The sequence below is a fragment of the Porphyromonas sp. HMSC077F02 genome (genome assembly GCF_001815465.1).
In the GTDB taxonomy this organism is placed as follows: Bacteria; Bacteroidota; Bacteroidia; order Bacteroidales; family Porphyromonadaceae; genus Porphyromonas_A; species Porphyromonas_A somerae.
In genome coordinates this window covers 1-7,189 of the sequence record NZ_KV820678.1, presented here as the reverse complement: position 1 = coordinate 7,189, position 7,189 = coordinate 1, and the positions used below count along the sequence as shown (strand labels likewise).

At 37.2% G+C, this 7,189-nt stretch carries 4 protein-coding genes; all 4 read left to right on the top strand.

The window, feature by feature from the left end; translation table 11 throughout:
* The first annotated feature begins 712 nt into the window (after positions 1 to 712).
* The 4 genes from HMPREF3027_RS06745 (at position 713) to HMPREF3027_RS06730 (ending at position 6,141) form a co-directional block, all read left to right on the top strand.
* On the top strand, positions 713 to 1,840 hold the full coding sequence (locus HMPREF3027_RS06745; protein WP_246830555.1) for an ISAs1 family transposase: 1,128 nt from the start codon (positions 713 to 715) through the stop codon (positions 1,838 to 1,840).
* Between the two features lie 134 nt (positions 1,841 to 1,974).
* Positions 1,975 to 4,407, top strand: a complete 2,433-nt coding sequence (locus tag HMPREF3027_RS06740; protein WP_070707749.1) for an N-6 DNA methylase — start codon at positions 1,975 to 1,977, stop codon at positions 4,405 to 4,407.
* 2 nt (positions 4,408 to 4,409) lie between these two features.
* Positions 4,410 to 5,567 (top strand): DUF262 domain-containing protein, encoded by a 1,158-nt coding sequence (locus HMPREF3027_RS06735; RefSeq protein ID WP_070707748.1) that lies wholly within the window; start codon positions 4,410 to 4,412, stop codon positions 5,565 to 5,567.
* Positions 5,557 to 6,141, top strand: coding sequence for a hypothetical protein (locus tag HMPREF3027_RS06730; RefSeq protein WP_070707747.1), 585 nt, complete (start codon positions 5,557 to 5,559; stop codon positions 6,139 to 6,141). Before HMPREF3027_RS06735 ends, HMPREF3027_RS06730 begins: the two co-directional genes overlap by 11 nt.
* Positions 6,142 to 7,189: the final 1,048 nt, after the last annotated feature.

Genomic DNA, 7,189 nt, shown 5'->3' with positions numbered 1-7,189 from the left:
CCCCCCCCTTTTTTTTTGCGCTCCAGCAATCCCTTCTCTGACAGCTTGACTGTTAGCGATTTTATAGTCCGCTCCGACTTGCCAAGATATAGCCATCTCTTTCTGAGTCGTTTTGGGATTCTCTCTGATAAAGTTGAGTAGAGCCATCTCTTCCACAGTGCAATTTTTCACTTTGAATCCTCTTGATTTAACCCAAGTTTCACGAGAGGAGGCGTGAGATGGTTGCTGGAGACGTGGTGTGGGCATTGGGTTATGGACTTTGTGTCCTACAGATTTTGATTTTCCTGAAAGGGGCTTCTCGTAAGCAGAGCTTTTGGTAGATCTTAGTAGCTTGTTTGGAGGGGTGTCATTGTCTCTTTTTGACTAGAGGGTTAAAAACGGATTTGAATATACATGGCGCAAAGTAACAACAAATATTTGACCCAAAAGTGTCCTACAAATCGAAATTCGTACCACTCGTCGAAGCCCCCCTCTTGTCGCTCAGCAAGTTAAGACAAACACCCCATCAAATATCGTGAAAAAAATTCCCAAAACTCATTTTTGCTGTGAAACTTGCAGGGGTTACGCATTAGAAAAAGCACGCTGGGCGAAATGTTAAATCGCTTTCAACCCATTGATTTTTAACGTTTTTCACTTGTTTGCATTGTATATTTTGTGTATCTTTATATCTAGTTATCAATCATTTATATTCAATTTAATTAGATGTAAAGTTATGAATAGTGTTTTTTCTATCCTATCTACCGTACCAGATCCACGCCATGGCAATAGACTGACGTATCCGATTGATTATCTTCTTCTTATCGCCTTTTCTGCATTCATGTCTGGATTTAAGACTTGGAATCAATTTGCTCTTTATGCAGAGCTTCAGGAGAAGGACTTGTGGAAAGTTTACAAGCGTTTAAGTAAAGGAGAATTGCGTGGCTACACCCCATCTCATGACACATTCAGCTATGCCTTCAGTGCCCTTGACCCAATAAGGTTTAGAGAGGCTTTTTCAAAATGGATTGAGGAGATTTTTCAGATTGCAGACCAACATACCGCAATTGATGGCAAAACGATCAGAGGGGTAAAGAGCATTACTCCAGATGCTGATGCTCATGCAGTTTCTGCTTATCTTTCTGGAATTAAAGTAGCTCTCAATGAGGTGTTTATATCAAAGAAGTCAAATGAAATCAATGCGATAAAAGAGCTGTTTGATCTCATTGACATAAAGGATAATGTCATTACAATTGATGCCATCGGCACACAGAAAGAGATCGTTGAAATCATTAGAAAGAAAGGAGGTGATTACATCCTTAATGTGAAGTCCAATCAGCCTGGGACGTTACTCGAGTTAGAGGAGCATTTTAAGCCCTTTTACAAAGATGAGATTAAAAAGATCAGCGAGCAAACATCTGGACACGGAAGAGTGGAGAGTCGAGAGTTGGATAGCATAATCACCCCTATGCGATTTGCTGATATTGAACAATATAAAAGCCTCGACAAGTGGAAAGACCTCAAGTCTATTCATAAAATGACGCGGGTAAGGTATGACAAATGTAAAGGCACGGAAAGTGAAGAGATTAGCTATTACATTTCATCATTAGAGGACAATGAAATGGTGTTTGAAATGATCCGAAGACACTGGGCAATTGAGAATAACCTACACTACTGCTTGGATGTTATATTCAATGAGGATCAATCACTTAGAAGAAAAGAGAACTCCGTAAAGAACGTCAATATCATGTATAAAATCGCGTTATTCTTCTTGGAAAGATTAAGAACCCAAAAGAAGCGTACTTTTGACGCATATCAAAAAAATCAATGCACTCAAAGAGCCCTCTCAAATACTACAAACTGACTACGGATTTTAAATCCTAATGCGTAACCCCTGGTGAAACTTGGGTTAAAGGGCAAGTAAGACGCAGAATATAGTTAACTTTGTACGATTGAAGATAATCTAGTAAATGTAACTCCTATACTACAGGCAGTAAAATGAGCATTAGAGAATGGATCAAAGAAAATATTTCTGACTACTCCAAAAGGATTAAGACCGAAGAAGATGTTAAGGTTCATATTATTCTCCCTTACTTAAAATCTTTGGGCTATCAGATTGAAAACATGAGGTTTGAAAACTCAATGAGTGTTCAAGCAGGAACAAAAAGTGTGACTGTTATCTCTGATATTGAGATAGTTGAGAATAATAACATTGAAATAGTTATTGATGCAAAAGCACCAAACATTTCATTAAATGAAAAAGAGATACTGCAAAGTATTAGTTACGCAAAACTAGTTTCTACCCCTCCTGCACTATACGCTGTTGTGACCAATGGTTTTGATGTCATAACGACTAATATATATACTGGCAAGCAAACTTCGGAAATCCCAAGTAGAAGTGAACTTACCCGTGATGTCTCAAGAAGCAGAAAAAGAGAACTCTCCGATATAGAAATTCGAGAGGTTCAAAGTCTTATGCTTACTCTCAACAAGCCCGAAGAGCTGTACGCAATCATAAAGGAATCTAAGGACATTATCGAAAAAAGAGGTTTAATTCGTTCCGATCAATCATTTAAGGAGATGACAAAAATCCTCCTTGTCAAAATGAATGAAGAAAGAAGAGCGAAAAATGGTGATACAAATAGATTTCAAATAGATATATTAAAAAGGCTGGCGAAGGCTGATGACACTACACCATACGAAGTCTTTTTAAATCTTTTTTCTCAAGCAAAACAATCATATCCAATATACACGAACCCAAATGAAGGCATAAACATCTCAGATGAAAAATGCCTCCTCTCTGTCGTTGAGAAGCTTGAACCATGGTCATTTTTGGGTACAGGAGATGATATCAAAGGAGCCGTTTATGAGATTTTCCTAAAATCAACTCTAAGAGGAGATTTTGATCAGTATTTCACCCCGAGAGAAATAGTAGATTTTGTCGTAAAGTTTGCAAACCCAAATATTGGAGATAAAATTCTTGATCCAGCCTGTGGTTCTGGAGGATTTCTCATTCAATCATTCCTATATGTAACCCAAAAGATCATCAATTCACCTCTCTCTGAAGTTCAGAGAAGAATTATCTTTGAAGAGTTAATTGACAAGTGCTTATGGGGAGGAGAAGCTGATGAAGATTTACATGTACTAGCTAAAATCAATTTAATTATGCATGGTGATGGATATAATAATATCTATCAAGGCGACTCTTTAAGAAATGAAAAAATTCTTGACAACCATTTCGATCTAGTTCTTACTAATCCCCCTTTTACGATCCCTTATGCCTTTGACGATGTTCTAAATCAATTTGAACTTGGCATAGGACGAGAGAGCCAAGAACTTGATGTGTTGTTTGTCGAAAAGTGTGTTAGGTCACTAAAAGAGGATGGTGAACTCTATATTGTCCTTCCAGAGGGTCTTTTAAACTTACCCAGCTACCAATACTTTAGAGAGTGGATTATGTCAAAATGCTATATCACACTCTCTATAGGCCTTCCTGAAGGTGCATTTATACCATTTGGCAAATCAGTTTCAAAGACAGCAATACTCGGGTTAAGAAAACGCAATCTCTCAAACGACAACAAGCCTGAATATGTTTTCCTCGGAACAGTTAGTGCTGTCGGATACGAAGTAGGCAAATCCACATATAAGCCTATTGAATACAATGACTTATTAGAATTTACTTTTAGCCAATCAAGTGGAGTTTTTCAAGACATTAGAACTACAAAGAGTGGAGGAGAATATGTGTGGCTAAAGCAAGAGAATGTTACTAGTTATAGGATAGACTCTCAATACCTAATAAACTCTGTAGACATTAAAGCAATTCACACTAAATTTTCTAATCTCCAAAGACTTGACAAAGTTTGCAGTATTGAAAATAATTCTATTAAACCTCTTGCAGAACAAGAGTATTACTATCTTGAAATTCCAGATGTGTCACCTGACACTGGAACCATATCAAATATCAGAAAGCTAAAAGGGGATGAAATAGGAGACTCTTTTAATTTGGCAAAAGGTGGAGATATCGCTTATACAAGAATTAACCCAAGGCTTAACAGGGTATTCATTATCCCAGATGAGATAGAAGAAGTTCTCATTTCCAAAGAAGCCTATGTATTATCATTACATAATGAGAGTATGATTATCAGCAATTATGTTCTTGCTGCGATTCTACAATCAGAACTAGTCAAATCACAGCTAATAAGAATTGCGACTGGATCTTCGTCATCAAGAGCAAGAATTCAGCAAGATGCATTCCTCAACTCAGTATTCATTCCGATACCTGATTTGGCGACACAAAGAAAAATACACCGAAATATGAGCAAAGCTTATAATGACTACTGGGAGGCATCCCAAAAGTTCCTCAAGAACTACACAGAATGCCAAAAAGCCCTCCTCACAGACATAGATATTAACAATATAAGAAAAGCGTAATCATGAAAAATATCAACGAAGAATATTTTATGCAAACAACAGAACTTGATGAAAATCTACAGTTAGCTGAAAATGAATCTGTAGATGATGCCTCTAATGATTCCTATCCATCTTTCGAAGAAAAAAGAGAGTTATTAGGACAAACAAAAATAGTCAAACAAACATGGTCAATTCAAGAAATCTACCAAAAAATCAAATCTAGACAATTAGATCTTTCTCCTGAATATCAAAGAAATGTTATTTGGAAAAGAGACAAACAAACGGCGTTTATTGAATCCTTATTTATGGGAATTATCGTTCCTCCAATTTATGTCGTAGAAATTCCTGGACAAGATGTTCTTGAGAACAACTACTATGAAGTTGTTGATGGAAAGCAACGATTGACAACCGTCATGGAATTTCTTCAAGACAAGTTGCTCCTATCTACTAAACATTTAGAGTACTATAGCGACTGGTTTGGAGGAAGGACATTTTATGAAATAAAGGATAACTTTCAAACCCAAGTAAGCGAATTACTTTCTTCTGTATTAGACATCTATGTCATAACTGCGAACTCACCGGAATTCACGAAGTACGATATTTTCTCACGTCTAAATAAAGGCGCAGAAAAACTAAAAGTTAACGAGATAAGAAGAGCAATTTATCGCTCACCAATTCTTGAAAAGATTGATAAGTTTGTCCAAGAAAATTTAGAGAGTCCAACCAAATGCACAAGATACAATAATCTCTTCACGGGAAATGATATTAAAAGATACGAAGATTACGGTAGATTCTATGCTAGTCTATCCTATTACGTAAACTCTGATATAGAAAATGGTGTAGTGGTTGGCTATAACTCAAGACCAAGAGATATGATCAATCGAACACTTCAAGAAATCCAAAACAAGCAAAACAAGATTAATGATAATGATCTTGAAAAGATTTTAGAAGGCACATTAATTCTACTTGAAGTTCTTAAAAACACTTCTGGTCGAGATTACATTCTAAACGCTTGCATTCCTTATATTGTTTCTCAAGAGGAAGACCTACTTGAAAAGATATCAATTATTGCGAGTGATGAAGAAATGCTTGAGTCTCTGAATAAATCAGCTGGCACTACTAGCAATGTAAACAAAAGACTATTAAGAGTAAAACAACTACTAAGCAATAATGAAGAGTGAAGAATTCCTTTCTTATCAAACAAGAGCAGTACTAACTTTTATTTTTCTCTCTAAGTACTTCATGTTAGAAGAAGCAATCAAAAACATCTTCCGAGATTCGATAGGCTCTCTTGAGCAAAAACATCACTACAAAATATATTATATGTATGGAGGTCTCAAAGCAGCAAAAGCTATGCATTTTGATAATGAGTTAGATGATTTTAAGACTCACCTTGAGTATAATTATAAAGACCAGTTTGGCTCGTTTTCCTCCAGTCAGATTATAAGATTATGCAAGGAGGGAAATCTCATCCCAAGATTCTCTTTCGAAATCGACTCCATACAAAGCAAAACCTCTTACGTTTTTTATCATTGCTTTTCCACCCTAACAAAAATGAGGAATATTATTGCTCATGAATGCGATAATTCAAAGTTTAGAGATAATGTTGTTATTGAGTTACTTTCAGATCAAAACATTGAGAAGTACAGATCAGAAGATATAAACATATCCACCATGGATGTTGCTTCTAAACAAATCCAGAGTAATCTAATTTACCTTGAACTAATTCTAAAGAAATTCAACAATATAGAATAGTAAAAAAGAAATTCTTAAATCCGTTTATTCCCTCACTTTCAAACTCGAGGTGATTCTTTTGTAAGATAAGAAGCGACTTATGAGAGTAAGAAGCACAAGAAGGATTCTTCCTTTCTGCTAGAAGTAACAAAGGATGGGAGCTGACGCTCTGTATCTATCGCTGAAAAGTAGGCTTTCTACTCTCTTTCTGTATAGTCTTACGATAACTGCTCAAACCGTACCTCTATCCACCAGTCTGAATAATCTAGTTCAAAGGGATAGTAGGGAGTTCCAGAACAAGAATAGTGGAGGCAGTAGGGCTCAAGACTGAGTCGGTCACCAATTGGGGCATTAGGTTGCGCCTAATCCTTCTGACCAAAACCAGTACTAGCCAAGTTTCACGAGAGGAGGCGTAAGATGCTTGCTGGAGGCGGGATGTGGGCATTGGGCTATGGACTTTGTGTCCTACAGATTTTGATTTTCCTGAACGGGGCTTCTCATAAGCCGAGCTTTTGGTAGATTTCAGGAGCTTGTTTGGAGGGGTGTCATTGTCTCTTTTTTGGCTAGAGGGTTAAGAACGGATTTGAATATGCATAGTGCAAAGTAACAATAAATATTTGAACCAAAAGTGTCCTACAAATCGAAATTCGCACACCCGTCGAAGAGCCCCTTCAGTCGCTCAGCTAGTTACGGTAATCACCCTATCAGATATCGTGGCAAAACTTCCCGGAACTCATTTTTTGCCGTGAAACTTGGGCCAGGAATAAAGCCAAGATAAGGGACAAATAATCATCTTGGACATAAGGATACAAATCTTGCTCTACAAGCCACATTCCCCTACTATACCAATGCATGTATTCTAGGTCTGTGCCTTTAAAGTCATGAATTTCCCTTGAGTACTACTGCTCAAATACTTCAGCTTGTTCCAGTGGAGTCGCACCACAGCAATCAGAGCCGACTGACATCTGGCAGATGAAATCCCAACCTTGCGAGCAGTCAGGACAAAAGCCAGTAAAATCGGTTTGTGACTTTTTGGCCTCATCCGATATTCTGGGTGATGAGGGTGACT

Coding starts and splice junctions, on each gene's coding strand:
- HMPREF3027_RS06740 (WP_070707749.1), top strand. CDS start 1,975: ATGAGCATTAGAGAATGGATCAAAGAAAATATTTCTGACTACTCCAAA.
- HMPREF3027_RS06745 (WP_246830555.1), top strand. CDS start 713: ATGAATAGTGTTTTTTCTATCCTATCTACCGTACCAGATCCACGCCAT.
- HMPREF3027_RS06735 (WP_070707748.1), top strand. CDS start 4,410: ATGAAAAATATCAACGAAGAATATTTTATGCAAACAACAGAACTTGAT.
- HMPREF3027_RS06730 (WP_070707747.1), top strand. CDS start 5,557: ATGAAGAGTGAAGAATTCCTTTCTTATCAAACAAGAGCAGTACTAACT.